The organism is Oscillibacter ruminantium GH1 (assembly GCF_000307265.1).
GTDB classification, from domain to species: Bacteria; Bacillota; Clostridia; order Oscillospirales; family Oscillospiraceae; genus Oscillibacter; species Oscillibacter ruminantium.
In genome coordinates this window covers 240433-265761 of the sequence record NZ_DF158899.1, presented here as the reverse complement: position 1 = coordinate 265761, position 25329 = coordinate 240433, and the positions used below count along the sequence as shown (strand labels likewise).

At 57.0% G+C, this 25329-nt stretch carries 23 protein-coding genes; 9 read left to right on the top strand and 14 right to left on the bottom strand.

Annotated elements, in window-relative coordinates:
- Positions 1-19 precede the first annotated feature (19 nt).
- The 3 genes from ON16_RS11515 to ON16_RS11505 all read left to right on the top strand — a co-directional run bounded on the left by ON16_RS11515 (position 20) and on the right by ON16_RS11505 (position 4923).
- Positions 20-3088 (top strand): ATP-binding protein, encoded by a 3069-nt coding sequence (locus ON16_RS11515; RefSeq protein ID WP_040662567.1) that lies wholly within the window; start codon positions 20-22, stop codon positions 3086-3088.
- 577 nt (positions 3089-3665) lie between these two features.
- Positions 3666-3968 (top strand): hypothetical protein, encoded by a 303-nt coding sequence (locus ON16_RS11510; protein ID WP_040662565.1) that lies wholly within the window; start codon positions 3666-3668, stop codon positions 3966-3968.
- Between the two features lie 58 nt (positions 3969-4026).
- Complete coding sequence (locus tag ON16_RS11505) at positions 4027-4923, top strand: C40 family peptidase (protein WP_040662563.1); 897 nt, start codon at positions 4027-4029, stop codon at positions 4921-4923.
- 6 nt (positions 4924-4929) lie between these two features.
- On the opposite strand, the gene ON16_RS15620 is transcribed toward ON16_RS11505, so the two are convergent.
- Both ON16_RS15620 and ON16_RS11500 read right to left on the bottom strand, forming a co-directional pair.
- A complete protein-coding gene (locus ON16_RS15620; RefSeq protein WP_144032108.1) occupies positions 4930-5235 on the bottom strand; it encodes a hypothetical protein in 306 nt (101 codons plus the stop codon).
- Between the two features lie 12 nt (positions 5236-5247).
- Positions 5248-6654 (bottom strand): CCA tRNA nucleotidyltransferase, encoded by a 1407-nt coding sequence (locus ON16_RS11500; protein ID WP_243441825.1) that lies wholly within the window; start codon positions 6652-6654, stop codon positions 5248-5250.
- Positions 6655-6900: 246 nt separating this feature from the next.
- Here ON16_RS11500 and murC point away from each other — a divergent pair, with 246 nt between their 5' ends.
- Together murC and ON16_RS11490 are read left to right on the top strand one after the other, a co-directional pair.
- Positions 6901-8280: a UDP-N-acetylmuramate--L-alanine ligase gene (gene murC / locus ON16_RS11495; RefSeq protein ID WP_144032107.1), complete on the top strand. Its 1380-nt coding sequence runs from the start codon at positions 6901-6903 to the stop codon at positions 8278-8280.
- Between the two features lie 122 nt (positions 8281-8402).
- Entirely contained in the window at positions 8403-8945 is a 543-nt protein-coding gene (locus tag ON16_RS11490; protein WP_040662562.1) for a prolyl-tRNA synthetase associated domain-containing protein, read from the top strand.
- A 28-nt stretch (positions 8946-8973) separates the two neighbouring features.
- On the opposite strand, the gene ON16_RS11485 is transcribed toward ON16_RS11490, so the two are convergent.
- Positions 8974-9573 (bottom strand): 4'-phosphopantetheinyl transferase family protein, encoded by a 600-nt coding sequence (locus ON16_RS11485; protein WP_040662561.1) that lies wholly within the window; start codon positions 9571-9573, stop codon positions 8974-8976.
- A 260-nt stretch (positions 9574-9833) separates the two neighbouring features.
- Between ON16_RS11485 and dnaG the strand changes: the two genes are divergently transcribed.
- Positions 9834-11675 (top strand): DNA primase, encoded by a 1842-nt coding sequence (gene dnaG, locus ON16_RS11480; protein WP_243441824.1) that lies wholly within the window; start codon positions 9834-9836, stop codon positions 11673-11675.
- Positions 11668-13149 (top strand): RNA polymerase sigma factor RpoD, encoded by a 1482-nt coding sequence (rpoD, locus tag ON16_RS11475; RefSeq protein ID WP_051131719.1) that lies wholly within the window; start codon positions 11668-11670, stop codon positions 13147-13149. Before dnaG ends, rpoD begins: the two co-directional genes overlap by 8 nt.
- A 73-nt stretch (positions 13150-13222) precedes the next feature.
- Here rpoD and ON16_RS11470 read toward each other — a convergent pair whose 3' ends face one another.
- The 11 genes from ON16_RS11470 to ON16_RS11420 all read right to left on the bottom strand — a co-directional run bounded on the left by ON16_RS11470 (position 13223) and on the right by ON16_RS11420 (position 24101).
- Complete coding sequence (locus ON16_RS11470; protein WP_144032106.1) at positions 13223-13561, bottom strand: hypothetical protein; 339 nt, start codon at positions 13559-13561, stop codon at positions 13223-13225.
- The gene (locus ON16_RS11465; RefSeq protein ID WP_040662558.1) at positions 13558-15285 is read right to left on the bottom strand and encodes a phospho-sugar mutase; all 1728 of its coding nucleotides are present in this window, start codon (positions 15283-15285) and stop codon (positions 13558-13560) included. The genes ON16_RS11470 and ON16_RS11465 overlap by 4 nt, the downstream gene beginning before the upstream one ends.
- Before the next feature lie 13 nt (positions 15286-15298).
- Positions 15299-15604 (bottom strand): putative signal transducing protein, encoded by a 306-nt coding sequence (locus tag ON16_RS11460; RefSeq protein ID WP_040662556.1) that lies wholly within the window; start codon positions 15602-15604, stop codon positions 15299-15301.
- A 65-nt stretch (positions 15605-15669) separates the two neighbouring features.
- A complete protein-coding gene (rlmH, locus tag ON16_RS11455) occupies positions 15670-16152 on the bottom strand; it encodes a 23S rRNA (pseudouridine(1915)-N(3))-methyltransferase RlmH (protein ID WP_040662555.1) in 483 nt (160 codons plus the stop codon).
- Positions 16140-16925: an MBL fold metallo-hydrolase gene (locus ON16_RS11450; protein ID WP_040662553.1), complete on the bottom strand. Its 786-nt coding sequence runs from the start codon at positions 16923-16925 to the stop codon at positions 16140-16142. The genes rlmH and ON16_RS11450 overlap by 13 nt, the downstream gene beginning before the upstream one ends.
- Positions 16926-17121: 196 nt before the next feature.
- On the bottom strand, positions 17122-18420 hold the full coding sequence (gene murA / locus ON16_RS11445; protein ID WP_040663013.1) for a UDP-N-acetylglucosamine 1-carboxyvinyltransferase: 1299 nt from the start codon (positions 18418-18420) through the stop codon (positions 17122-17124).
- Between the two features lie 362 nt (positions 18421-18782).
- Positions 18783-19583: a hypothetical protein gene (locus tag ON16_RS11440; protein WP_040662552.1), complete on the bottom strand. Its 801-nt coding sequence runs from the start codon at positions 19581-19583 to the stop codon at positions 18783-18785.
- A gap of 24 nt (positions 19584-19607) precedes the next feature.
- A complete protein-coding gene (locus tag ON16_RS11435; protein WP_040662550.1) occupies positions 19608-20885 on the bottom strand; it encodes a hypothetical protein in 1278 nt (425 codons plus the stop codon).
- 28 nt (positions 20886-20913) lie between these two features.
- Positions 20914-22716: an ATP-binding protein gene (locus ON16_RS11430; RefSeq protein WP_040662548.1), complete on the bottom strand. Its 1803-nt coding sequence runs from the start codon at positions 22714-22716 to the stop codon at positions 20914-20916.
- A gap of 105 nt (positions 22717-22821) precedes the next feature.
- Positions 22822-23532, bottom strand: coding sequence for a response regulator (locus tag ON16_RS11425; RefSeq protein WP_040662546.1), 711 nt, complete (start codon positions 23530-23532; stop codon positions 22822-22824).
- Between the two features lie 20 nt (positions 23533-23552).
- Complete coding sequence (locus ON16_RS11420; RefSeq protein ID WP_040662545.1) at positions 23553-24101, bottom strand: NUDIX hydrolase; 549 nt, start codon at positions 24099-24101, stop codon at positions 23553-23555.
- Positions 24102-24359: 258 nt separating this feature from the next.
- Between ON16_RS11420 and smpB the strand changes: the two genes are divergently transcribed.
- Positions 24360-24764 carry an SsrA-binding protein SmpB gene (gene smpB, locus ON16_RS11415; protein WP_274531952.1) on the top strand — a complete coding sequence of 135 codons (405 nt, stop codon included), beginning with the start codon at positions 24360-24362 and terminating at the stop codon, positions 24762-24764.
- 2 nt (positions 24765-24766) lie between these two features.
- Entirely contained in the window at positions 24767-25306 is a 540-nt protein-coding gene (locus ON16_RS11410; protein ID WP_081579678.1) for a peptidylprolyl isomerase, read from the top strand.
- Positions 25307-25329 lie beyond the last annotated feature (23 nt).

The following is a 25329-nucleotide window of genomic DNA, read 5'->3' as shown; positions in this document are numbered from 1 at the left end:
GCTTTGAGAGGAGACCGGAATGAGTAAAATTGTATACAAACTGTTTGGGGCCCCTCAGATCACCGTAGATGGACGAAGCGTTTTTTTCCCCTATGCAAAAATCAACGCGCTGCTTTATTATTTGGCGGTCAACAAAATGGCCAGCCGCGATGAGCTGGGGGGACTGCTGTGGCCCGACGAGGATGGCGCGGTGGCGCGGAAAAACATCCGAAATGCGATCTACCAAGCAAAAAAATCGCTGGGGGAGGATATCATCATTTCTCCCCAAAAATCGGTTCTGCTCATGAATGAGGCGCTGGACATCGAATCCGACACGGACCTGTTTTCCCGGGCGCCGCAGGAGAATCTGGAGTGCTATCAGGGCGATTTTCTGCAGGGCTTTTTCCTAAAGGAGGCGGACGCCTTTGAATTCTGGGTCACGAAAGTGCGCAGCGGGTTTCAGGAAAAGTTCGCTACGGAATGCTGCTTGAAAATTGAGAGGAGCCTTCAGGAGCGCAACTATGACGGCGTGGAGAATCTGATCCGCCGCCTCATTGAACTGGACGAGTTCGACGAGCGGAACTTTCGCCTGCTGATGCGCCTTTATCAGGACACGGGGCGAAGCGGAAAGGCGGTGGAAACCTATTACGATCTGTCCAAGCTGCTGCACCGGGAGCTTGGCATCGACCCCGATAAAAAGACCAAGGAAATTTACGAGCGTGCGTTGGAGCAGATTGACTTCGGAGGGGAAAAGAGACGCGCCCGGGATACGGCCTCAATTTATGGCCGTTATCAGGAGCTGGCCGCTATGGAAAAGACGCTGAAGGAGTTTCGCCAAAAGCGCGGGGGAACCACTCTTTTAATCACCGGCGAGACGGGCATAGGAAAATCCACCCTGAAGCGCAGGCTGCTGGAAAAAGCCGCGTCGGATTTTTTGATTCTGGAGGTGAGCTGCTATCAGGTGGAAAAAGACTGGCCTCTGCGGATTTGGAGCGCGGTGGTGCGGACCATTTCCCGGTTGATTCAGCGAAACAGACTGATCCCTCCAAATCTGTGGAAAGAGCTGATGTCGGGCGTTTTTCCGGATTTCAGCGAAAATCTGCCCGGTAGTGGTTATGTGCGAACGCCGGAGAGGTGGTCCATGGCGTCCATGGTGCAGATTCTGCGGGAGGGACTGGAGAAAATCTCTGCGGAAAAGCAGGTTATTTTAGCCATCGAGGACATCCAGTGGATGGACGATGAGAGTTTGGCCCTGCTGACTGCGCTTTTGCTGGAAACAGACCCCCTGCGGGTGATGCTGGTGGCAACCTGCGGCCGGGAGCGCAACCGGGCGCTGGAGGACGCGTTGACCGCACTGCGCCGGAGCGGCCGCCTGACCACCGTTTCACTGGAGCGGCTGGATATTGAGCAATGCCACTGCTTTATCGAAGAGGCACTGCCAAAAAAGGAACTGAAGGGCGAGACGCTGGAGCAAGTCTACAATGAGACGGAGGGAAACCCATTTTTCCTCAACGAGTGCGTTGGCCTGCTGCAAAAGGGGCATGAACTGGGTACCATGACGCCGACCGCGCTGGAGGCGGTGCGGAGCCGTCTGCTCTATCTTCAGCCGGATGAGCGCACGCTGGTGGAGCTGCTATCCTTTTTCTATGACGCCACTCCACTCCGGTTCCTCGCGCGGCTGATGGAGCGGGAGGATGAGAGGATGCTCACTCTGCTGGAGACACTGGAGGACAGGGACATCCTGCGGGAAAAGGAACAGGAGGGGGAAACCGCGGTGCTGTTTTCCCACGTCAAGCTGCGGGAATACGTCTATCTGTCTCAGCCCAGCTCCCGGAAAAAGCTAATTCACCGAAAGATCGGTCAGCTGCTGGAAGAGCGTGTAAATGTAAAAAAGCGGGACACCAGACTCAACGCAAAGCTGGTCTATCACTTTTCCGCCGCCGGCGACCGGCTCAAGGCGCTGCAATATCAGATGGATACGCTGAAAAGCTGCCTGAATTTCAACCACGAGATGTTCCCCATCCTGAACAATCTGGAAATGGGGCAGGAGCCTAACGTCTACATGTCCCGGGACCAGATCGGGGAGTTGTTCGGCAATTTGGAGACGGGGTTGAAAGAGGCGCTGAATTTCCCGGGCGACTCCGACGAGCTGAACCTGCTGGAGACGGAATTTTACTATTTGAAGGGGCGTTACCTTATCCGCGAGGGTGAATACGCGGGTGGCGTGGACAGCATTACGCATGTCATTGAGAAGGCCCGGCAGATCGGTAATTTGGACTATGAACTGGAGGGCTGCAAGCAGCTGATCATCTACCATCTGCAGGTTTACAATCTGGAAGAAATGGCCGAATATATTAAGCTGTCGCTGGATTTGGCGGTGAGGTGCAACTATCATAAAGAAATCGGGATTATTCTCCGGCTGAAGGGTTTGTACAACCTGATGGTGGGAAATTACTATCTGGCGGAAAAGCTGTTGACCGAGTCCATCAGTACCCTCACCATCACGGAAACGGTGGCCAAGCGCTACGCCACCAATGTTGCCGCCGCGTACTGTTACATCGGAGAGATTCGTCAGGCGGAGGAGGACTATCCCGAAGCACTGGCGCTGTTTCAAAAGGCCATCTCCCTGTGTACGGGACAGAACGTATCCTCCAGTCTTTCTTATTTTTACATCAACGCGGGGAAAACCGCGTACTTTATGGAATCTTTTTCCGCAGCAAAGTCGTATTTTGAGCAGGCTTACGCCCTGTATGGGCAATTCGATTCCTTCTGGCGCCGCCCGGTTTTGGACGCCTATATGGCGCTTGTGCTGATGCAGGAAGGACAGTATGAAAATGCAAAATGGTGCCTGAGTTCCGCCCAGAACAGCGCCGGAAAGATCAAGGACCCCAGTGAGCTTGGAACCGTTTTGTTTGCCGAGGCGCTCATCCGCCAGATGGCGGACCGGGATGAGGAGATCGGCGCGGTCTTTGCACAGGATCTGAAAGAGAGCGCTGGGCAGTATTACGCGCTGGCGCTGAAAAATCTCAGCAAATACTGCAACCGCTATGAGCGCAAAACTCTGCTCCGGCAGTTTGCCTCGGAGGGGGAACCTGAACAGGATGCCTGATCCACTGACCGCTACAACGCGGAAAAAACCAAAGCACGGTTCGTTGCTTAGAAAAGACTTTTGGGCACGCAGAGGCGGCTGTCCGCGGACAGCCGCCTCTGCGTGTTCTGGCCTTTTCAAAATGTGTTTTAACGCGGAAAAACCCTGCCGCCACAATGACCGCAATCGAACATCACCCCAGGCAGCATCGAAGCTGATGGAACAAACTTTCTGTTGACCCTTGTCAACGCAGTAAATGGGCAGCTGACGATCGGTGGTATAGGCCACGGCAGGGTAGGTTGCCGCATACCCCGCCGTTCCAACCGCCAGCACCGCCGCCAACAGCGCGGCCGCCTTTTTCTTCCAGACAATGATTTTCATAAAATCCCTCCTCAGATGAAAGAGTATATGATTGGGGAGAGCATAAATTGCGCGCAGGGGCGGAAGTGATAAAAAGTACAGAACAGATCGAAATTTGAGTAATGAATTACAGGGCGTATCCGAATAAAATTTCCTCAAAAAACAGGCGCTGAAGAATTGACAAAGTGGAAAAAATCTGTTACAATTCGGTTACAAACTTTTTCAAAGGAGCGTACCGATGGCTGAAAATACGGAACAGGCCGCTGGCCTGACTTACAAGGGGCATCCCCTTCGCCGCGTAGATAACTTCATCTACTACGGCACGATGGCCGAGAAATATATCATTATGATTCAGGTGTTGGATACCAAAAAAGTGCAGGATTTGAATGTAGCGACACGGGTTTCTGTCCAGCTGCAGCTGACGGACCCGGATCTGAAATCTCGGGACCGCGTGGTCAAAAAAAGTGAAAAAGAGAGCCTTTACGAGGCCATGGACATCTCCGCCATCTGGCTGGAGCGCGCATTGGCCGGCAAGCTGTAAGGCGGACGGCTCCCCCCACTTCCCAACAAACGACAAATTCGAAAGGAAGCGTACACTTATGACACACCACGCAGGTAAAGCGGCAGGACTCCTTGCTCTCTCCGCTGTGATGACTATGCTGCTGGCCGCGACGGCCACTGTTTCCGCCGCCGATAATATTGCCATCGGCGTTGGTTGCACCACCGGCTCCAGTTTGCGGCTGCGTTCTGAGGCATCCACTTCTTCTTCCGTTGTCACCCAGTTGGACAAAAGCGTTGCCGTTGCAATTCTCGGCAAGCAGGACGGCTGGTATAATGTCAGCTATGACGGCAAGTCCGGCTATCTTTCCGCCGACTATGTGATCGAGGATCAGGACGGCGTCTTCACCGCCGATGGCCGCGTGAACAGCGACGGCGTGAATGTCCGTTCCTCCGCCTCCGCTGAGGCGGGGTCTGTTGCCACGGTCAACACCGACGCCCCCGTGACGGTGGACGGCTTTGCCGACGGATGGTATGCGGTGACGTGCCAGTATGGTACCACAGGCTATATCCGTAGCGATTTTGTGGATTTGACCTCGGCGGCTTCGTCCAACGCTTCCAGCGTGATCTCCGTTGCCAAGCAGTATCTGGGAACCCGGTATGCTTACGGCGGTGCGTCTCCCAGCGGCTTTGACTGCTCGGGCTTTACGATGTACGTTTTTAAGCAGGTGGGCGTCAGCCTGCCCCACAGCGCCACCAGCCAGTGGCAGAGCGGAGCAGGCCAGAAGATTACCTCCACCTCTGCGCTGCAGGCGGGGGATCTGGTGTTCTTCTGCGATCCCAGCCGTTCGATGGGGAAGGCCTGCTCCCATGCCGGAATTTATATCGGCGATGGGCAGTTCATTCACTCGTCGTCTGCCAGCAGCGGCGGTGTGATTATCAGCAGCTTGGCCAGCGGGTATTACAATACCTACTTTGTGGGCGGTATGCGCATCTGATTTTGTTTACATAACAATGTCCAAGAGTAAGCGGCGCGCCAAATGGCGCGCCGCTTTTTGCTGCCCGCCTTGGGTTTGGTGCCCCGGTATATTGAACAGCTGAACCCAATCTATTCCGCTGAACTGTTTCAAAAATATCTTTTTCAAAACTGAGGCGTCGCTTCTAATGAGCGCTGCCGAGCGCACCTGCGTGGAAACGCCGGGGACGCTGAGGGGCGGTGCGGTAGAAGATATTATTATCAGGAGAAAAACGTCGCGTCCTATGGCATAAAAAATAGAGCCGGAAAGCCCGGAGACATGGCAGAGTGCCATATCTCCGGGCTTTCAAACTGACAGAAAATCCTGCGCCCGGGCTGCGGAGAGCAGCGCGGCTGTTTCGTTGGGGAGGTCGCCGTCTACCACGGCGGAGAGCAGCCGGTTCAGCGCTGTGCCGATCTCTGGGCCGCGAAAACCAAGCTCCATCAAATCCCGACCGCTCACAGCCAGCTGTTTCAGGGAGAAGCAGGCGTTCTGCGTCAAAAGCCCATCCAAAATCTGTGTGCCTCGTTCCAGCTCCCGGAGACGAGTCCGAAACTCCGGAGCCTGTCCCAGATTATCCGCCCGCTTTACCTCGGTCAGCTGCCGCAGCCGCGTTTCTCCCAGCTTCATCAGCGCCCGGCGAACGCCTTTTTCCGTCCGAGGAATGTCCCGGTCGTGCCACAAAACCAGTGTGGTCACGGCTTCCCGGGTGGCGTTATCAAATTTCAGCCGCCGCAAAATGGCGTCTGCAATCTGGGCGCTGACGGCGGGATGCCCGTAAAAGTGTCCGCCCCGCTCGTCCCGGGTGAAGCAGGCGGGTTTGCCGGCGTCATGGAGCAAAACCGCCCAGCGCAGCACCGGCTCCGCCGGAACCGCGTCCAGCGCGTGGAGGGTGTGCTCCCAAACGTCGTAGCAGTGATAGCGGCTGTGCTGATCAAAACCCACCATGGGCAAAAGCTCCGGGAGCACTGTTCCCACAACCTCTGGGAATTCACGCAGTGTCTCCGCTGCCGCAAAACCGCACAGCAGCTTTGTCAGTTCAACCTGTACCCGCTCCGCCGCTATGCCGCGCAGCAGTTCCCGACAGCTCCGCAGCCCGCGGGCTGTCTCCGCTTCCACGGAAAAACCCAAAGCGGCGGAAAACCGCAGGCACCGAAGAATGCGCAGCGCGTCCTCAGAGAACCTCTTTTCCGGGTCCCCCACGCAGCGCAGAATACCTTCGCGCAGATCGGCCTGTCCGCCAAAGGGGTCTGTCAGCTGGTCCCGTAGATCTACCGCCATGGCGTTCACCGTGAAGTCCCGGCGGCTCAGATCGTCTTCCAGCAAGCGCGTAAAGGTTACGGAGTCGGGGTGGCGGCTGTCGGCATAGGTTCCGTCGGTGCGGAAGGTGGTCACCTCCACGCGGAGAGAACCCTCCCGGACGGTAACCGTGCCGTGCTGGAGCCCGGTGGGAAAGGCGCGGCCCGGAAAGAGCGCCATCGTCTCCTCGGGAAGAGCGGAAGTGGCTGCGTCCCAGTCCTCTGGAACCCGGCCCAGAAGCGAGTCCCGCACACAGCCGCCCACGCAGTACGCCTCATAGCCGCCGCTCTCCAGCACATTTAAAACTGATTTTACGGGTTCTGGAATGTCCACTTGGATCACCTGACTTCCTTTTTCTTGAGAACAGGTCCGCGCCGCCGCAAAAGAGGCGGCCAGCGGCCTTTTCAGTTGCATTTTTTAATATCTCATAGTATAATATGCTCTTTGAGAAAGTCTTTCAATCCCGCAGATGCGAAAACGGGGAGCGCCGCTTGTACCGCTTCAAGATTTTGGATGAATCATCAGCGCTTTGCGGGAGGTTCAAAGGATTATTTTGGCGGATTGCGCACTGCGCAGGCTATAAAAAACCACGATACAGATTATAATACAATAAACATTGTCCCATTTGCAAGCCATTGCAAGAGAAGGAGCGAACCATTTATGATGAATAATCTAAAGCCGATCAGCGCTTACATGGTTTCCGGCAAGCGGGTCCATCTGGTGGGAATCGGCGGCGTGTCCATGTGCCCGCTGGCCGAAGTCCTGCAAGGAATGGGCCTTGTGGTCCATGGGTCCGATATCCATGAGAGCGATGCGGTGAAGCATTTGAAGTCCTTGGGAATCCATGTGGATATTGGGCATAGCGCGGAAAATCTGGGGGATTGCGATTTCGTGATCCGTACCGCCGCCGTCCATGACAACAACCCGGAGATTTCCGGCGCGGTGACTCGGGGGATTCCGGTCTATGAGCGGGCGCAGGCATTGGGAGCCATCATGCGCCGCTATCCCAACGCCCTTTGCGTCTCCGGTACCCACGGAAAGACCACCACTACCTCCATGTGCACCCACATCTTCATGGCGGCGGAGGCGGACCCCACGGTTATGATCGGCGGTACACTGCCCATGCTCCACTCCGGCTATCGGGTGGGAAAGGGCGATACCATCATCCTGGAATCTTGTGAATACTGCAATTCCTTCCTGTCGTTTTATCCCACGGTGGCGGTGATTCTGAACGTGGAGGCCGACCATTTGGATTTTTTCAAGGATCTGGAGGATATTGAGCACTCTTTCCGCCGGTTTGCGCAGCTGGTGCCGGACGGCGGGCGAGTGGTGGCCAACGCGGACAACGCCGGGGCCATGGCGGCGCTGAAGAATCTGGGCCGTCCCGTGTTCACCTTTGCTCTCGATCACGCGGCCCACTGCACCGCGGAAAATCTCCGGGAGGAGGACGGCAAGCAGGTCTTTGACGTGACGATATACGGCAAGCCCTATGCCCATGTGACGCTGCCGCTCCACGGCAGACATAACGTTCTCAACGCTCTGGCCGCCGCGTCTTCTGCCTATGTGCTGGGGCTTCCCGGCTCCGCCGTGGAGCAGGGCTTGGCTGATTTCACCGGTGCGGGACGGCGGTTCGAGCGGAAGGGAACGTTTCACGGCGCAGATGTCTATGACGATTATGCCCACCATCCCGACGAGCTGCACGCCTTGCTGACTATGGCGAAGGAACTGCCGTATCACCGGGTGGTATTGGCGTTCCAGCCTCATACCTATTCCCGGACCGCCAAGCTGTTTGAACGCTTTACTGAGGAGCTGAAGCTGGCGGACGTGGCGATTCTGGCGGAGATTTACGCCGCGCGGGAGACGAATACCATCGGTATCAGCTCCAACGACCTGTGCAAACAAATTCCCGGCTCGGTATACTGCTCCACACTGGAGCAGGTGACGGAGCAGCTCCGCTCTATTGCCCAGCCCGGGGACCTCATTTTGACCGTGGGTGCGGGAGATATCTACCGGGCCGGAGAAAAGCTGCTGGCGGAATAAGCGGCGATTGCTCTCAGCCGCGGCAAACGCGGACAGAAAGCACAATCTAAATAAGAACACCGCGCTCCCCGCGCCGCACTGCGGCGCGGGGCTGCCGCAGTCAGAGAGAGGATAGAAAGAACATGACAATCACGCCGTTAAGCCACAATACCCGCCCAGAGGGCGTGCTGCTGCCGCAGGAGGCCGCCGCCTTTGACCTGCTGGAAGAACTGGGGATTGCGTATGACCGTGTTTCCAGCGAAAGCGCCGATACCATGGAAAAATGCGCGGAGGTGAGCGCGGTTTTGGGAGTGCCTATCTGCAAAAACCTCTTTTTGTGCAACCGGCAGAAGACCCAGTTTTATTTGCTGGCCATGGGCCCGGATAAGCCCTTTCACACCAAGGATCTCAGCGCCCAGATCGGCTCTGCGCGGCTTTCCTTTGCACCGGAGGAACAGCTCTGGGAGCTGCTGCACTGCACCCCCGGATCTGCCACCATTCTGGGATTGATGAACGACAAGAAGCACGCCGTCCGCCTTTTGATGGAGCGGGAGGTCTATGAGGCAGAATATCTCAGCTGCCATCCCTGCATCTGCACCAGCAGCTTAAAGCTGAAAACAAAGGATATTTTGGAAAAGTTCTTGCCCCACACCGGACACGATGTGACGGTGGTGGATTTGGCGTAAAAAAGGATAAGCCTGCCGCACGGCAGGCTTATACCATCTGTTCAAGGGAAAATTTGCGGATTTTGCCCAGTCCTTCCTCACTGCGGGTGGCTACACCGGCGACATATCCCTGAAAGGTGTCCACGTAGTAAAAATATTCGCCGTATTGCAAGGGAGTTTCTCCCTCCATCATGGTGCTCACACCCGTGCCGCTGCGCTTGAAGCGGGCTTCCCGCCGAACCCAGCTCTGAAAAAAGGCTTTTTCCGAGGCCACGTCCGCCAGCCGTTTCATGGCCCGCTCGGACACCGGACGAATTTTTTCAATATCCACGCCCACCGGCTCGTCGGAAAGGCCCACCAGCACCGCGCCGGAGGTGTGGCTCAGATTGAAATGGACGGTGGGGAAGGCTGGAAATCCGGGCTTTCCCTGTGCGGTCAGCCCGATTTCGGGAAGGTCCTTCCAGCGATACAGTTCCCACAGCGCCTGACGTAGAATGGCATAGGCGCACAGCGGTTCCCGCCACTTGACGGAGTCATGGACGCGGAGAATCCGCTCCCGCCGCTCCGGCGGCAGCATGGACAGCAGCGCGTCGTTCTCCCGCTGAGACAGCGGGCGATCCAACAGCGCCGCCCAAAGCTCCACAGCCATGATTTCACCTCTTTCTCTCTATCGTACAGCGGTTCAGCGGCCCAAGCATCCCGGTGCTGCGTGGTCATCCTTGCGCCAAAACGCACGGCCTTCATTCGATTGCTGCCGCTGTTTCTAAATCTTGCTCTAAGACTCTATTTTAACGGGGAAACAGGGAACTGTAAAGGCAAGAGAGAAAACTTTTCTTAAAATTTGCAAAAAAAAGAGGAAATTGAAGCCCCACGGGGTATAAATAAGAGACTGAGCCGGATTGCGCCGGTATGACAGACTGCGATTTTGGCAAGACTGACCGGAAGGGGGTAGTTCCGTTGTCGTTTCCGCAGAACTTTTTGGACGAGCTGACGGCCCGCAGCGATATTGTGGACGTGGTGGGAAACTACGTCCAGCTGACGAGGCGGGGGACGAATCTCTTTGGCCTTTGCCCGTTTCACAGTGAGAAGACGGGGTCTTTTTCCGTCTCTCCCGATAAGCAGATTTACTACTGCTTCGGGTGTAAGAAGGGCGGCGGCGTAATTAACTTTATCATGGAGGAGGAGAACCTCTCCTTCCCGGATGCGGTGCGGTTCCTCGCCAAACGGGCCAACATGGAGGTCCCGGAGGAGGAGGGCGACCGGGAGGCGGGGCGCAGACGCCAGCGTCTGCTGGACCTGAATCGGGACGCGGCCCGGTTTTATCATCAGATGCTCCAGCAGCCGGAGGGTCGGGCGGTGCAGGACTACTTGGACCGGCGGCAGATCAAAAAGGCCACGGCGGTCAATTTTGGACTGGGCGCGTCACTGGACCGGTGGGACGCGCTGATTACTGCCATGACCCACAAGGGGTACACAAAGGCGGAGCTGTTGAGCGCGGGTCTTGCCGTCCAGAATAAGAACGGCGGCATCTATGATAAATTCCGCAACCGTCTCATGTTTCCCGTGATTGATGTGCGGGGAGACGTGGTGGCCTTTGGCGGACGGGTGCTGGATAAGTCGGAGCCAAAGTATATGAATTCCTCCGAAACGCCGGTATACAGCAAGCGCCGGGAACTGTACGCGCTGAATCTGGCGAAGAAATCCAAGCGGCCCAACATCATTTTGTGCGAGGGCAACATCGACGTGGTGACGCTTCATCAGGCGGGGTTTGACAATGCGGTGGCCTCCATGGGTACGGCGCTGACGCAGGAGCAGACCCGGCTTTTGAGCCGGTACACCAAGGAATTGGTGCTGTGCTACGACAACGACAACGCCGGAAAGATCGCGACGGAGCGAGCTTTGCAGATTCTGAACAATTCAGAGTTTGCCGTTCGAGTCCTTCAACTGCCCAACAGAAGGATGGACGACGGAACCATGGCCAAGCAGGACGCGGATGATTTCATCAAAAACTTCGGGTCCGGGGCTTTTGAGCGGCTTCTCTCCGGCAGCGAAAACGGGATTGAATTCCGCTTGGCCCAGACGGCGGGGAAGTATGACCTGACGGACGACCAGCAGCGGCTGGGCTACGCCGAGGAGGTCAGCGCACTTCTGGCGGGGCTGGAGAGCCCCGTAGAGCGGGATATCTACACGGTCCGGGCGGCGGAAGCGGCAAAGCTGACGCCGGAGGCCATGCGGTTGGAGGTTCAAAGAGCGTTTAAGCGCCGTCTGAGCAAGGAGAAACGGGCGCGGGAGCGCCGGGAGCTGAATCCTACGATGGAGCTTCAGCCCAAGGTGCGGGCCATGCATTATACCAATGTACGTTCGGCCATGGCGGAGGAAGGCGTTTTGCGGCTGCTTCTGCTGGACGACAGTTTGTTCCCGGCGGAGCTGCCGCTGCGGGAGGACGAATTCTCCTCTCCGTTGCTGGGAAAGGTTTTTTCCCTCTTGTGGCAACAGAAGGAGCAGGGGAGCGCACCCCGCCTTACTTCCCTTGCGGGGGAGTTGAGCGGGGAAGAGATGAGCCACATGACGAATCTCTGCCAGAAGCCGGAATCCGTCGCCAACGGGCGGCAGGCACTGACAGATTACATAACGGTCATCCGCGGAGAGGCGGAGAAACGGGCCGGGGCGGGACTGGTGGACCCGCTGCTGGCAGTTACGGAAAAGTTCAAAGATCAGAAAAAAAGCAACGGAGGAAAGCAACATGGCTAAGAAGAAAGAACTGACTCGGGAGGAATTGCTGGAGCAGCAAGCCAACGTCCTCCTCGCCGCCCAGATGGCGGCTGAGGCGGAAAAAACGGGAAAGCCGGGAAAGAAAAGTGAAAAGGGCGTTGAGGAGTCTGCTGCCGTCATGACTGACGAGGAAGCGAAGAAGGCCGGGATCCTCCGTCTGGATGACAAGCAGGTGGCGGCACTGCCCGCCGCCGCATGGCTCACCAACAATGAGAAGCTGCGGGAGCTGCTGTACAAGGCGCAGAAAAAGGGCAAGCTGGATTCCGGCGAACTGGCGGAGTCTTTGGATAACCTGAATCTGGAAGGCGACCAGATGGATCAGCTCTATGATTCTCTGGAAGCACTGAACATTGATATCAGCACCGACGAGGACATTCTTCCCGAACTGCCCGACGACGGCCCGGCGGCGGAGGAGATCGCCGACGTAGAGGAAGAGGAGCTGGTGGACCCCAATTCTCTGGTGGGGAACTTTGCTATTGACGATCCCGTGCGGATGTATTTGAAAGAGATCGGCAAAGTACCCCTGCTCTCTCCTGATGAAGAGGTGAGTCTGGCGCAGCGGATGGCTGCCGGCATGGAGGCAGAGCAGAAGACGAAGGAACTGGCCCGCCAGCGCGAGGACGGTGAGCCTGTCACCATCACGGCGGAGGAAGAAGAGGAGATTAAAAAGGCGCTGTACAGCGGGGAGACTGCCAAGCAGAAGCTGGCGGAGGCCAACCTGCGTCTGGTGGTGTCCATTGCCAAGCGGTATGTGGGCCGCGGAATGCTGTTTTTGGATTTGATTCAGGAGGGCAATCTGGGCCTCATCAAGGCAGTGGAAAAGTTCGACTATACGAAGGGCTATAAGTTTTCCACTTACGCGACGTGGTGGATTCGTCAGGCCATTACCCGCGCCATCGCGGATCAGGCTCGGACAATCCGGATTCCTGTACACATGGTGGAGACAATTAACAAGGTGATTCGCGTCAGCCGCCAGCTTTTGCAGGAGCTGGGCCACGATCCCAGCCCTCAGGAGATTGCCATTGAGATGAACGGCGGTGTGGCCGCATGGGAAAAAGTACGGGACGACGAAAAGAAGCGGGCTGTTGAGCGCATTCGTGAGATTTTGAAAATTGCGCAGGAGCCGGTGTCTCTGGAAACGCCAATCGGTGAAGAGGAAGACAGCCATCTGGGCGACTTTATCCCCGACGAGGGCGCGTCGGAGCCTTCCGAGGCCGCGTCCTATAAGCTCCTGCGGGAGCAGCTGATGGATGTTCTGTCTACCTTGACCCCCAGAGAAGAGCAGGTTTTAAAGCTGCGCTTTGGCATTGAGGATGGCCGCGCCCGGACGCTGGAGGAAGTGGGCAAGGAGTTCAACGTCACCCGCGAGCGTATCCGGCAGATCGAAGCAAAGGCCCTGCGCAAGCTGCGCCATCCCAGCCGCAGCAAGAAGCTGAAAGATTTTCTAAATTGATTAAATTTGCGCCGCTTGATTGACGGCGTAGAGAAAAATAGCGCCCGCTCCCATTTGGGAGCGGGCGCTATTTTTATAGATACTTCGATAAAGCGGACCGCAGCTCCTCGTCTGATGGAGGAACGTTCCAAAACAGCGGCGTTCCGTTTGCCGTCAAGACCGGCAGATAGCGGGAATCCGCGTCGGCCAGCGCCGCGTGGTTTGCCCGGCAGCCGGGACAGTAGGAGGGCTGGCAGACGCTCTCAAAGCCCTGAGCCGTGATAGCGTCCTCATCCATCTCCTTTTCCGTCGTGCAGCAAAGGCCGATTTCTCGGCTGATGGTTTCCACCCGCTCCAGATAGAAATCGTTCCGCGGGCAGGCGGAGGCATACAGCCGCAGAGCCACGGCACCTTTTTCCGCAGATGCACTCATTTTTGCAGTGCCGCTGCCCAAGCGCCGTATTTTTCCAGATTCTTGGCGCAGATGTCCTTGTCGGCGCCGAGGGTCAGAATATAGACCTTGATCTTCGGTTCCGTACCGGACGGGCGAACCAGGATGGTAGTGCCGTCCGCCAGCTCAAAGCGCAGTACGTTGGACCCGGACAGTTCCATCGTGCTCTTTGTACCGCTGACGCAGTCGGTCACTGTGCCGTCGGCATAGTCCTTGCGGACGGTTACCTGCACGTCGGCAATGGAAGCGGGCGGGTTTTCCCGCAGGGATTTCATCAGAGCGGCCATGTCCTTCAGACCATCCAAACCCGGCATCACCAGATTATAGGTCTTCTCGGCGTACTGACCGTATTTCTCATACAGCTTTTCCAGCGCGTCAAACAGCGTCATTCCCTGAGAGGCGTACCACGCGGCCATCTCCGTGAGCAGCATGGAGGCGGTGACCGCGTCCTTATCCCGGACATAATCGCCCAGCATATAGCCGTAAGACTCCTCATAGGAGAAGATGACCTTTCCCTCGCCGGCGGATTCCAGTGCGTTTTTCTTCTCCGCCATGAACTTGAAGCCGGTGAAGGTGTCAAAGCATTCCACGCCGTTCATCTCCGCAACCTTGCGGGCCATCTCCGTGGTGACGATGGTTTTCAGCGCCACAGGATGCTCCGGGAGCTTTCCGGCTCGCTTCATGGCTCCAATCAAATAGTCCAGCAGCAGCACGCCGGTCTGGTTGCCGGTCACGGGGCGGAATTCGCCGCTCTTGTCCCGCACCATGATGCCTACCCGGTCGCTGTCCGGATCGGTGCCCACGATGAAGTCCACATCGTTCTGCTTCGCAAGGTCGATGGCCAGATAGAATCCCTCCGGGTTTTCCGGGTTGGGGGAAACCACGGTGGGGAAATTGCCGTCAATCTTCATCTGCTTCGGCTCGCAGAGGATGTGCTTCACGCCCAGCGTCCGAAGCGCCTCCGGCACTAGCTTATACCCGCAGCCGTGGAAGGGGGTGTATACCAGCTTAAAGGTGTCCGCCACCTTGGCGACGCTCTCTTTGTCGTTAATCATGGCGGCGACCTGCGCCATAAACTTCCGGTCAGTCTCGTCACCCAGCACGGTGACGCGGCCGGATGCCAGCGCGTCTTCCCACTTCATGGTCTTTACGCCGGAGAAAATGTCGATCTCCGTCATCTTTTTGGCAATGGCCTCCGCATGATGGGGCGGCAGCTGTGCGCCGTCCTCCCAGTAGACTTTATAACCGTTGTACTCCTTGGGATTGTGGCTGGCGGTGACGTTAATGCCCGCGATGCAGCCGTATTCCCGCACGGAAAAGGAAAGCTCCGGCGTGGGGCGCAGAGACTCAAAAATCCGCACGGACACTCCGTTGGAAACGCACACGCAGGCAGCCTCCCGGGCAAATTCCAGAGAGTGGTTGCGGCAGTCCATGCAGATGGCCACGCCCCGCGCCGCCGCGTCGCCGCCCTCCGCCAGAATCACCTCGGCAAAAGCCTGCGTGGCGTGGCGGATCACATGGATGTTCATATTGTGCAGACCCACGGCCATGGTACCCCGCAGTCCGGCGGTGCCGAACTCCAGCGGGCCATAAAACCGGGCCTCGATTTCCTTGGGATCGTTTCTCAGCGCGGACAGCTCATTTTTTTCCGCCTGCGACAGTGCGGAACTTTTGAGCCATTTTTCGTATTCCTGCATGAAATCCATAGGATTCCCTCCTTTATTCTTCGCCGCCCGATGGGGCGGGATGGTCCAAAATTTCTTTGGCGTCCTCCAGCTTGGACTGGGGTACGTAAATATCCACGCCCCGCCCGGCAAATCCGAAAATGACCTTGCCCAGAGAGCCGGACTTGAACGCGGGGATCTCGCAGCTGCTCAGCATGGACAACAGCACGTCCGCCCCGCCGCCAAGCTCTGACTGCGCCGCGATCAGCAGCGCGGCCTGTTCCGGCTGGCCGTCCGGACCGGTGGGCCAGTGTTCCGGCAGATCGCCTTGCCGAAATCCCCAACTGCCTTCGTCTTTCATACAATTCCTCCTTGCATACAAATAAGCAAAACTGGTATGATCTTTTGGGCGAACAGCTCAAAATCTCATTTGTGATATCGGCTTCCTGCCTGAATCTGATAGGCCCGGTAGATTTGCTCCAACAGCATTACCCGCGCCAGATGGTGGGGAAACGTCATGGGCGACATGGAGAGCTTTAAATCGGCCTTGGCCTTCAGCGAGGGGTGCAGACCCACGCTGCCGCCGATCAGAAACGTCAACTGGGACGCACCAGAAACGGCAAAGCCGTTCAGCGTCTCTGCCAAAGCGGGGGAACTCAGCTCCTGTCCCTCAATGCACAGCGCGATCACCGCTCCGGATTTCGGCAGCTTGCTTTCCACCCGCGCGGCCTCTTCCGAAAGGGCCTGCTCAATCTCGGCGGGGGAAGGGGATTCGCTCAGACGCGCCTCCGGCAGCTCCTGAATCTCCAGCTTGCAAAACCGGGACAGCCGCTTCACGTATTCCGCCACGGCGTCCGCATAAAACCGCTCCTTTAGTTTTCCCACGCACAGGATGGTTACCTTTTGCATACGACCTCCACTGCCTCGTGGCAAGGCCCTGCACAGCTCCGGGGTGCCACGGACAGGGCGGGCGCTTCGCCTGCCTCTGCCAAGGCGGCGGAAACAGCGCAAAGCGCCGCCTCCGGCGTGTTGTTGTCCTTGCTCAGATGGGCCAGAACAATTTCTGTCGTCCCGCTCCGGCTGCACGCCACGGCAAACTGCGCCGCGGCATGGTTGCTGAGATGTCCCTCATCGCTTAAAATACGCCGTTTCAAATAGTAGGGATACGGCCCGCTTCGCAGCATATCCACGTCGTGGTTGGACTCCAAAACCAGCAGTGGCACGCCGGAGAGGGTGTCCGCGGCCGCGTCGGTCACATATCCCGTGTCGGTCAAAAGGCCAAAGTCTCCAACGCGAAAACCGGCGGAGCCGGGAGCGTCGTGAGAGGTGGGGAAGGAGTCCACATCGCACCCGTCCACGGTAAACCGTTCGCCGGGCACAAAGGGAGACAGACGTCCATCTATTCCCGCCAGCTTCCGCCGCAGTTCCTGACCGGCCGCTTCACTGGAAAAAATGGGGCCGCCCCACTGCTTCAAGAGAGTTTGCAGACCTGCGATATGATCGGTGTGGGTGTGGGTGATGAGAATGCCGGAGAGGTCGTCCAAGGTTCGGCCCAGCTCCCGCAAAGCGGTTGTAATGCGTCGGCAGGAGATTCCCGCGTCCACCAGCAGGCACACACCGTCCTGCTCCAACAGAGCGGCATTGCCGGATGAACCGCTGGCAAGTGTATGTAAAGTAGTCAAAAAAAGTCCCCCGTGCGTCTAAAATGTGAAATGGATAGCGCTGCGTAAATTGGCAGCCAAAATAGAAAAACGCGTCCGTGATGGAGGCGGTCGACGAAAGTCGGCGACCTTCATCGCGGACGCGAATATTGACAACTCCTCGAAAACCGCAAAGCCTTCGTGCCGGAAACGGATGGAGCGGATGTTGCTTCCCCGCTCAGCCGATGTGGGCCTCCAACTGCTCGTTATCACCCGGTTCTTCAACCACGCGGATATCGGCCCCGAGTGCCCGAAGCTTGTCCACAATGCCTTCGTAGCCCCGCTCGATATACTGCACGCAGCTGACTTCCGATTCCCCTTTTGCAGCCAGCGCCGCAATGACCAGCGCTGCGCCGGCCCGCAGATCGCAGGCCTGAATGGGCGCACCGGTGAGATGGTCCACGCCCTGAACCACGGCGGTCTTGTCGTCCACCTGAATGGTGGCGCCCATGCGCTTCAGCTCGTCCACATAGCGGTACCGGTTGTTCCAGACGCTCTCTGTTACCAGTGAGGTGCCCTCGGCAAGAGCCAGAACCGTGGTCATTTGGGGCTGCATATCGGTGGGGAAACCGGGATAAGGCATGGTTTTCACGTTGGTCTTGTGCAGCGGCTCGCTGCGGCGAACCAGAAGCGTATCCTCCCGCTCCTCAACCTCCACGCCGCACTCCTGCAGCTTGGCGGTGATACAATCCATGTGTTTGGGGATAATATTCTTCACAAGAATCTGCCCGCCGGTAGCAGCCACCGCCGCCATATAGGTTCCGGCTTCGATCTGATCGGGAATGATGGCATAGGTTCCGCCGCTCAAGCGGGAAACACCCTGAATCTTAATGGTGTCGGTGCCTGCGCCCCGGACGTTAGCGCCCATGGAGTTCAGGAAGTTGGCGAGATCCACGATATGGGGTTCCTTTGCCGCGTTTTCAATAACAGTATTGCCCTCAGCCAAGACGGCGGCCATCATAATATTCATGGTTGCGCCAACGGATACCACGTCCAAATAGATGTTGGCCCCATGCAGCCGCTGTTGTTCGCAGGATGCATGAATAAACCCGCCCTCCACCACAACGTCCGCACCCAGAGCGGTAAAGCCCTTGATATGCTGATCGATGGGGCGGACGCCAAAGTTGCAGCCGCCGGGCATGGCGACCTCGGCTTTGGCAAAACGGCCCAGAAGAGAACCAATCAGGTAATAAGACGCACGAATACGACGCGCCAACTCATAGGAGGTGCGCGTGGAACGGATATGGGTGCAGTCAATCTCCACAGTGTGGGGATTGATGGAGCGGACAACCGCGCCCAGCTCGTCCAAAATAGTCAAAAGCAGGTGCACATCGGAGATCTGAGGGATATTTTCAATGCGGCAGACGCCATCTACCAGCAGTGCGGCAGGGAGAATTGCCACAACAGCATTTTTTGCGCCGCTGATCTCCACTTCGCCAAACAGGGGCTTGCCGCCCCGAATTACATATTTTGTCAAACCCAAAACCCTCTCTTTTACATCAAGGCAGATCGCCTGCTTTCATTGTACCCTTTGACGGGACTTCCATACCTGAAAACAGGAGATCGAAACAGTCCATCTTTTACTACGGCATAAAATTTAACTGTGGTTATATGTGCCAATTCCGTCTCCCGCAATGCGATCAAGAGCCGCCGGGCAGCTCCGTGGAAAAGGGAGACAGTGCGTACAGCAATAACATAGCACATTTTACCACACATTACAAGAAACGCAATCAAAACTTTCACGAAAAGCAAAAGAAATCAAGCCCTTCGCCTGAAAAAGAACATTTTTGCATCTTACATAAAATTACAATTTCAAAAATATCCCAGAGTTACCTCGGCCTACCTGTGTGTGACTTCGCCAGTGGAACAGTTGATGTAATAATCCACCGTATCTGTGGTCACGCACCAGGAGGGGGTCAGCGTCAATGTGGAGGCGGTATTTTGAAATTCATAGCAGGGATAGAGCCCGTTAACGGTGCTGACCACCGCGCCAGAGGTGCGCCGGGCCACCAAAAATATGGTCAGCGCAGTGGACGCGGTGAGCGGCGTGTCGTCTTGGGACACGGTGAAGTTCGTGGGCAGGAAAGTACCGCTGACGGAGCGCAGGACATTGTTTTCCGCCAGAAATGTGATGGTGCAGTCCTCCACGGGATAGCCTTGGCAGACCTGCTGCACGGTGACAGCGCCGCTGCCGGAGGCGTCAAACCACTGGTCGGGGGGATCGATGCCGTAATTGCGGCAGAACTGCCGGCCTAAAATCGAGGGGCCTTTTCCCAATTCCCCGGTAATTTCAAAAACGCCGGAGGCGCGGAAAACAGCCCGCCCCCGCCCGGAGGTGTAAGTCATGATTCCGCCGCCCTCGTCGGCAGTGGTCAGGTCTTCTCCCAGAAAGGTGGCGGCCATGGATTTTTCCGCCGCGGTGTCCCGTTCCATGATCAACGCGGAGGGCGGCGGAGAAAAGGAGACGGCTTTCTCACTAAGAGTCACCCCCTCGGCTGCAAAAAGAGAAACCAGTTCTTCCGTGGCCTGATGCTGGGATGTGATTTTCTGCGCCTGCCGCATGCCCAGTGTTCCGAGGAGGAATACATTCACCAGCGCGAGGGTAAGGATGATGATGTTTTTCAGCCGGTAAGTCTCCATTCCTCGTTCTCCTCTTTGTCCTATTTACTCCGCAAGCCATTGCGCGGAGGCACTGCCGCCGCTGTCTACATAGTAGATGGCAAGCTCCTTGCCGGGATATCTGCGGGCAATCGACAATGCCTGCGCCAAAGGGAGAAGCAGATGTGCACGTTCTCCCGTGGTGTACTGCCGCACCCGAAGAGTCAGACGGGCGATTACAGGACCTTCCAGTGTGATCTCGGCGGCGGAAGCCCGATCCGCAAACCGGATGGGAAGCCCGTTGTACTGATAGCCAAAGCGCAGTGTTGTTGACGTTTCACTGGATTGTAGCTCCTGTAAATAAAGACTGGCGTCATTTTGTGAGGGAAGCAGGTCTCCCAGCAGCCGATAGGCCCCCACAACAGCTTCCGCCTCTGTCGGCGTTTCCCCTACGCAGTCGATTTGCAGCGTTCCGCTGCCACCCTGATAGGAAATTTCGCCGTCAGGGCGAATGCGCAGCGTCCGGTCACCCTCCAGAGCTACCTCCGCGCCGGAGGGTTCCGTATATCTGGAATTGGTGTGAGGGTTGAAGGCCAGCCCAGACATCAGTCCGCTGGCGTCTGTAATGGCGCTGGACACGCTCAGGCTGGATGGTGTGGTGAGCTGCTCGGAAAACAGAGAGAACGGATCGACGTGGCTGTACTTCTCCGGCTGATCAAAGGCGAACCAAGCGCTGCCCAGCGGATACTCCGTTACCGTCTCTTTGAGACTTTTGGCGGTGAGGGCGGTGGAGCAGATGGAGAACACGTCGCCGCCGTCCCAGATAAAGAGACGGACTTTGTCCTCCTCGGCCTGAAGGAGAAGACGGCGGGCCGAAAGATCGCCGCCGGTCCAGTCAGCGTTCACCAGACCCGCGAGAAGGGACAGGGGCAGTGCACTGTCAAAATCATAGTAGATGGAGCCGTCATAGTTCGTAGTGCTGCGCAGGGCGGATTGAAAATCCTCCGCACTGCATTTTTTCAGGGAACCGGCAGAGCCTAGCGCTTCCATCAGGAGGTTGCCCGGCTGCAAAAATTCTTCGCTCTCCGTGGTCAGAAAAGGGCTGGCCCAGCGGCCATAGGCTCCGGTGACGGCAATGCGCACCGGCATGGCAAGATCGCTTAGTCCCGAAATGCTCTGCGTTTTCTGGGCGGAGCCGGAGGAGAGCAGGCCGGAAAGATATCCGGTTTCGGAGTGCAGATTATAAATTTGCATTTGGACAAACAGCGCCACGGCGGACACGGTCAACAGCACGATGGCGATATTTTGCAGCAGATTCCGCCGCTTTTTTGTGTGCTGGCGCATGGTCGCGCTCCTTTCTGCTGCGATGGCTTCACGCCTGCAAGTCTTCCAACCGGATGGGCAGCGTCAAACGAACTGTGGTACCCGGCCCGTCATGCCGGGCCAAACGGATCGTCCCGTGGTGCCGTTCCACAATCTCTTTGGCGATGGAAAGTCCCAGACCGGTGCCGCCGGATTCCCGGGAGCGGGCTTTATCCACCCGATAAAACCGCTCAAAAATGTGATCCCGGTCCTTTTCGGGAATGCCGATGCCATCGTCTGAGACTTCCATCCAAACGTGCTCTCCCGCGGTACCGGCAGTGACCAGAATGTGACCGCCATCCGGCGTGTATTTAATGGCGTTGCCCAAAATATTCATCATGACCTGCTCCAGCCGCTGGCGGTCGCCAAAAATCAGGGGCAGAGACTGGGCGGGCTCCAGCTTCAACTCGTGACTTCGGCGCTTGGCTTCCAGAGCGTTGGCCCGGACCACGCTGGAAATGGAGGCGCCGAAGTCGAAACGGGAAAAGTTCATTTCCGTGTTGCCTGCGTCCAGCCGGGACAGAGTCAGCAAATCCTGCACGATGTGGGTCATGCGGTCCGTCTCCGTGATGATAATATCCAAAAAGCTGTCGGCGGTGGCCTGCGGAATGTCGCCGCCGCTGTCCCGCAGAGTCTCTGCATAGCTGCGGACGTTGGTGAGGGGGGTGCGCAGCTCGTGGGATACGTTGGCGACGAATTCCTTGCGCCGCTCCTCGCTGCGGTGGTGTTCCGTCTCGTCGTGAAGCACCACCAGTACGCCGCCGCTGGCCTTGTCCGAAAACGGGGCAAAGTACAGCTCCAAGGTCTTGTCCGACACCATCATTTCCGCGTCGGCATAGTTGGGCCGCTGCAATGTCAAGATTTGGGCCAGCGGATACACGGAGCCGAACAGTTCGTCAAAGACTGTCTCCTTCGGAATGGAGCGCTGAAGCAGCTGGGTGGCGGCGGGGTTGCAGTGGATGAGTGTTCCGTCGTGGTCAAAGGCCACCACGCCGTCAGTCATGTGGAGAAACAGCGTGTCCAATTTGTTCCGCTCGTTTTCCACGGCGTTGAGGCTGTCCTGCAAAACGTCCGCCATGTGGTTGAACGTGCCGGTGAGAATGCCGATCTCGTCCGGAGACTCCACCGGCAGTTTGTTGCCAAAGTCGCCGCCCGCCAGACGTTCGGCACCCTCCGTCACCTTTTCGATGGGGCCGACAAGAGTTTTGCTCAGAAGATAGCTGAACAAAACCGAGATCAAAAGCCCGATCACCAGCGCCTGCATAATGATGGTGAACAGCTGGCTGTTCAGGCTGGAGACGGTGGCCCGGCTGTCCAGAATATAGATGATATAACCGTTTTCTCCGCCGGAGAGGGGAATGGCCACATCCATGTAGTCTGCGGTCAGATCACTTTTGTCGCCAACTTTCCCGTTGAGGGCGGAGAGGAGGTTGGGTGTGGCGGCCAGGGTTGTGTCGATCTCGTCGGATTTCACCAAAACCGCACCGGAGGAGCCGTCCAGAATATAGTAGTTCCGGGTGCGGTAGTCAATGCCCAGCTTGCCGGCGTTGGCGTCCAGAATATCCTGCATCTGGTTCGCGCCGTCAGCCACCTCAGCAGCGGACAAAAGGTCGGACATGAAGCTGGCGTTTTTGGCCAGAGCAACGCCGTCCGCCTCCACGTCGGAGCCGAACATGTCGTTCATCTGTTCACGAAAGCTGTCGATGTAAAAGCTGGAAACGTTGGTGGTCAAAAACGCGCCCACCACCGCCATCAGCGAGGTAATCAGAAGCAGCATGATGAGCATCAGCTTCATATGAAGACTTTTGAACACGGCTGACGCCTCTTTTCTCCGCAAATTCTGGGGCTGCGCCCACCAGCCGCGCCGCCGCGCGGTTTTTAAAAATGTACTCAAAGGAAAGGAGGAGCAGTTTCCCCCTTACGTTGAAAAGTAATACCCTGCGCCGCGCCGCGTAAGTATGTAACGCGGATTGGCAGGGTCCGTTTCAATTTTTTCCCGCAGACGCCGGACGGTCACATCCACGGTCCGGGCGTCGTCGCCCACGTACCCGTAGTTCCACACCTGTTCCATCAGGTCAATGCGGGCATATACCTTATTGGGATGGCTGGCAAGAAACGTTAAAAGCTCATATTCCCGCTGGGTCAGCTCGATCACGGTTCCGGCGCGGAAAACCTGATGGCTGTCCGTGTTGATGGAGAGATCCCCCGCCACAGTCATAGCCCCTTCCGCGGCGGAGGCCGCGGCGGGCGCACTCATAGCGGTGCGGCGAATGTTGGCTCTCACGCGGGCCACCAATTCCCGCATGGAAAAAGGCTTTGTGATGTAGTCATCCGCGCCGATCTCCAGCCCCAGCACTTTGTCGGTTTCCTCCTCGCGGGCCGTCAGAATCACCACAGGCACATGGTTGTGGCTCTCCCGCAGGGCACGGCACACGTCGAATCCGTTCATCTTCGGCAGCATTACGTCCAGCAGAATCAGATCCGGCTTTTCCTCCTGCGCTTTTTTCAAACCGTCTTCGCCGTCATAGGCCTCCAGCGTGGTGTAGCCCTCCCGCTGGAGATTGAAGCCCAGAATGTCTACGATATTTTTTTCGTCCTCAACGATTAAGACTGTTTTTCCCTGTTCCATGGAGTCTCCTTCCTCAGATCTCAAAGATTCAGCAGAATTTTCGTTTTCAGCACGGCGGCGATGGTTTTTCCGTCCTCAATCTCGCCCCGGACGCAGCGGTGAACCATCTCGTCGAAGGGAATGCGCTCCTGCACGAGGAATTCGTCCTCGTCGGGATGGGTGTTCTCCATATGGAGTCCTCGCGCCAGAAACAGATACAGTTCTTCGCCAAGACACCCCGGAGAGGGAATCAGCTTTCCCATGGGCGTAAAGGTGTCGGGAACCGCGCCGGTTTCCTCTTTCAGCTCCCGCAGTGCGCCTGACGCCGGGTCTTCGCCCGGCTCCAGCTTTCCCGCCGGAATCTCCAGCAGTGCCTTGTCAAACGCATAGCGGTACTGCGTCACAGTCAGCACGTTATTTTCGTCGTCCAGCGCCACGATGGCGACGCAGGGGCAGTGATCCACCACCTCGCGGACGGCGGCCTTTCCGTTGGGCAGCCGCACCTGATCCACATGGACATTCAAAATCTTCCCGGCGTAGATATCCTGCCGGGAAACAAGGGTTTCTTTTAAATTTTCATACACTTGCATATGCACCTGCAATTCTTTTATTTAGCGTCGCCTCTGCCGCGATTGTACCACAGGCGCGCGGCGCCGTTAATAGTCGCTCTGCGTTTATTATAACAAAGAACAGAAAAGATGACAATGTTTCTTTTACTTGAAGAATGGGCAGGATTATGTTAAAATACCAGCATCTGACACGGCGAAGCCCGGAAGGAGGCGCTTTCCACGGAGAAAAAGGGAATTAAGATCGCGGCGCAGAACCGCAAGGCGTACCACGACTACTTCGTGGAGGAAAAATACGAGGCGGGCATTGAACTGTTCGGCACGGAGGTGAAGTCCATCCGGGCCGGAACGCTGAATCTGAAGGACGCATGGTGCTCCATTCAAAGCGGCGAGCTGTTCGTCAACGGTATGCACATCTCCCCTTATGATAAAGGCAATATTTTCAACAAGGACCCGGAGCGGGTCCGCAGGCTCCTGATGCACAAAAAGGAAATCCGAAAGATGCAGGAGCTTGTCAAGCGTGACGGATACACGCTGGTACCCCTGTCCGTATATTTTAAGGACGCGAGGGTGAAGCTGGAGATCGGCGCGTGCAAAGGTAAAAAGAACTATGACAAGCGGGACTCCATCGCCAAGCGGGACGCGGAGCGGGAGATGGACCGTCACATGAAAGAGAGGAATCGGTAACAATGTCTGAAGTGAAAAATCCCATTGCAACCATTACGATGGAGAACGGCGCAGTGATGAAAGCCGAGCTGTACCCCGACAAGGCCCCCAACACGGTAAACAATTTTATTGCTCTGGCCAATTCCGGCTACTATGACAAATTGATCTTCCACCGCTGCATTCCCGGCTTTATGATTCAGGGCGGCTGCCCGCAGGGCACCGGCACCGGCGGTCCCGGTTATACCATCCACGGGGAGTTCTCCGGCAACGGCTTTGCGCAAAACGATCTTGTCCACACGCTGGGCGTTCTCTCCATGGCTCGGACCATGGCCCCTAACAGCGCCGGAAGCCAGTTCTTTGTCATGGTGGACGATGCACCCCATCTGGACGGACAGTACGCCGCCTTTGGCAAGGTGCTGGAGGGCGCAGACGAGGCCGTTCGTATCTCTGAGGTGAAGACGGATTTCAACGACAAGCCCAAAACGCCGGAGGTCATTGCCTCCATTCGCGTGGATACAATGGGTGTTGAGTACCCGGCACCGGAGAAAAAGGCCGAGCGGTAAGCGTGACCGCCCGATATTGATCG